The sequence below is a fragment of the Falsiroseomonas sp. RANM36 genome (assembly GCF_056682175.1).
On record NZ_JBWXTD010000003.1, the window covers coordinates 116,264 to 118,939 of the forward strand.

The following is a 2,676-nucleotide window of genomic DNA, read 5'->3' on the forward strand; positions in this document are numbered from 1 at the left end:
GCCCCGCCGCGCAGCTCGAGCGTGACGCCGCATATCACCCCCAGCCGCCGGCCGAGCGCCCGCGCCCAGCCGCGCAGCACCCCCCTCCGCGCGCCGCGCGGCGCCGGCAGCAGCGGCACCGCAGCGATGCTCAGCAGCGCGGTCAGCGCGAAGAAGGCGATGTTGAAGGCAAGCGACCGCAGCAGGGTCATCGCGCCGCCTCGCGCGCCGGCCACAGCGCGGCGACGCCGATCGCGGCGGCCCCGAACTTCGCGTATTCCAGCGCCAGCAGCCAGGCGCGCCGCGACAGGGGCAGGCTTGCTGTCGGCACAGGATGCGGCAGCAGCGTGACGCCGGGCATCGCGCGGCGCAACTCCAGCATGGCGCGGGGCATGTGGTAGTCGGCGGTCACCACGCGGAGCGAGTCGATCCTTCGGGCGCGCACCCAGGCGGCGGTCTCCGCGGCGTTGCCGGTGGTGGTCGCCGCGGCATGGCCCAGGTCCACCCGGCCCTCGAGGCTGGCCGGCGCGCGCTGGTTCGCCCGCGCCAGCTCGGCCAGCGTCAGCCGCGGCGCCGCGCCCGAGACCAGCAGCCGCGGCGCGGCGCCGGCTTCGAGCAGCGCCAGGCCCGCCTCGACCCGCCCGGCGCCGCCGGTCAGCACCACGATCCCCCCGGTGGGACGCGCGGGCTCCTGCGGGGCGGCGGCAACCTGGTGGAGGAACCAGAGGAAGCCGATCCCCGCCAGCCCGAGCAGGACCAGCGGCGGCAGCAGGCGTCGGAGCCAGGTCACGGCAGGTGCCTCAGCCAACGGCGCACCGTGGCCTGGGCGGTGGCCCATCCGACCAGGAAGGCGATCGGCGGCACCGCGGCCAGCGCCGGCCAGGGCAGCATCCGCCAGGCCTGCGCCGGCCCGGCCGGCTCCACGGCGATCCAGGGCGCGGCCAGGTCCGCCAGGAGCGTCAGCGCCGGCACCGCCGCCAGCGTGCCGAGCAGCGCGCCGCCCGCCGCCAGCAGCCCCAGGCGCCGGGCGAAGCGGCCGGCGATGTAGGAATCGCGCGCCCCGAGGCCGTGCAGCACCTCCACCGCATCGCGCCGCGCCGCGAGGCCGGCGCGTGTCGCCACCGCCACCACCGCCGCCGCGACCCCGGCGACCAGCACCAGGATCACCCAGGACAGCGCCTGCAGGCTGCGCGCCAGCGCGGCCAGCCGCTGCACCCAGAGGCCATGCGCCTCCACCACCGCGCCGGGCACGGTGGCGGCCAGCCGGTCGCCCACCAGCACCGGGTCGGCGCGGGCATCGCGCAGCCGGATCTCGATCACCGCCGGCAGCGGCAGCCCGGCGCTGCCGCCGAGCCAGGGCCGCAGCAGCTCGGCCAGCCGCGCCGGGTCCATGGCGCGCGCCTCGGCCACGTCCGGCATGCCGCGCAGCGCCGCCAGCGCGCGCTCGATCTGCGCCGCATCGGCATCGGGCAACTGCACGGTCACCGCCGCCGCCGCGCCGCGCTGCCAGCGCTCCGCCAGCGCCGCCGCGCCCTCCGCTCCGGCGACCGCCAATGCGGCGAGCAGCGCCATGGTTGCGACCAGGCCGGGCAACAGCCAGCCGGCCAGGGCGCGGCGCAGCCCGAGCGGGTCGCGCGAGTAGCGCGCGCGCCTAGCCATGCGAAGAGCGCGCCCGCCTAGCCATGCGCGTGGATTGCCGGCCTAGCCATGCGGCGATCGTCTCCCGAGGTCAGGCAAGGTCGTCATCCTCCGCCCAGCCATCCAGGCCGCGGGCATTGTCGGGGTCGTGCAGGCGGCCCTCATGCAGGAACAGCGACGGCGCCGGGAAGCGCGCGACCAGTTCCTCGTCATGGCTCGCGACCACCACCGTGGTGCCGAGCCGGTTCATCTCCCGCAGCAGCGCCAGCAGGCGGCGCGCCTGGCGGTTGTCGAGGTTGCCGGTCGGCTCGTCGGCCAGCAGCAGCTCCGGCCGATGCACCACGGCACGGGCGATGGCGATGCGCTGCTGCTCCCCGCCCGAGAGTTCGAGCGGGGAGGCCTGCGCCTTCGCCTCCAGCCCGACCCAGCGCAGCATCTCCGCCACATCGGCGCGCAGCGACGCCTCGGCCCGGCCGGCCAGGCGCAGCGGCAGCGCCACGTTGTCGAAGGCGGAGAGGTAGGGCAGCAGCCGGAAATCCTGGAACACCACGCCGATCCGCCGCCGCACCGGCGGCAGCGCGGCGCGCGGCGCCCGCGCCACGCGCAGGCCGAGCACCTCCACCTCGCCCCGCGTCGGGCGCAGCGCAAGATGCATCAGCCGCAGCACCGAGGACTTGCCCGCGCCGGAGGCGCCGAGCAGCCAGGTGAAGGAGCCGCGCGGCAGCGCGAAGGTGACGTCGGAGAGCGCCTCCGGCCCCCAGGCGCCACGCTGGGGACCTCCGCCCGGATAGCGCAGGCCGACCGCCTCGAAGCGGATCATGCATCCTGTCTGCCCCGCGCGCCCTGGCGCGCCAAGAGGGCGATTGCGCGCCGGGGGCGATTGCGCGTCGGCGCCGCGCCGATCACATTCGCACCGGATGCGCATCGCCTGCCCGAACTGTTCCGCCGAATACGAGGTGCCGGACACGCTGCTGGCGGCCGGCCCGCGGGGGGGGCGCGGGCCGCGCGGGGGCCCCCCGGTGCCCGCCCCCCCCCCCCCCCCGCCCCCCCCCCCCCCCC

3 protein-coding genes and 1 pseudogene are annotated in these 2,676 nt (G+C 77.6%); all 4 read right to left on the bottom strand.

Annotated features, from left to right (window positions below):
- Positions 1–191: pseudogene (locus AC1MIR_RS05500) on the bottom strand (lysophospholipid acyltransferase family protein); the annotation flags it as partial.
- Positions 188–769: a YdcF family protein gene (locus AC1MIR_RS05505; RefSeq protein ID WP_480027181.1), complete on the bottom strand. Its 582-nt coding sequence runs from the start codon at positions 767–769 to the stop codon at positions 188–190. The pseudogene AC1MIR_RS05500 and the gene AC1MIR_RS05505, both read right to left, overlap by 4 nt.
- Complete coding sequence (locus AC1MIR_RS05510; protein WP_480027182.1) at positions 766–1,638, bottom strand: cell division protein FtsX; 873 nt, start codon at positions 1,636–1,638, stop codon at positions 766–768. Before AC1MIR_RS05510 ends, AC1MIR_RS05505 begins: the two co-directional genes overlap by 4 nt.
- 70 nt (positions 1,639–1,708) lie before the next feature.
- Positions 1,709–2,437, bottom strand: coding sequence for a cell division ATP-binding protein FtsE (locus AC1MIR_RS05515; RefSeq protein WP_480027183.1), 729 nt, complete (start codon positions 2,435–2,437; stop codon positions 1,709–1,711).
- Between the last annotated feature and the right edge of the window lie 239 nt (positions 2,438–2,676).

Bases quoted from the DNA above. Each gene is read 5' to 3' on its own strand.
- AC1MIR_RS05515 (WP_480027183.1), bottom strand. From the start codon at position 2,437: ATGATCCGCTTCGAGGCGGTCGGCCTGCGCTATCCGGGCGGAGGTCCC.
- AC1MIR_RS05510 (WP_480027182.1), bottom strand. From the start codon at position 1,638: ATGGCTAGGCGCGCGCGCTACTCGCGCGACCCGCTCGGGCTGCGCCGC.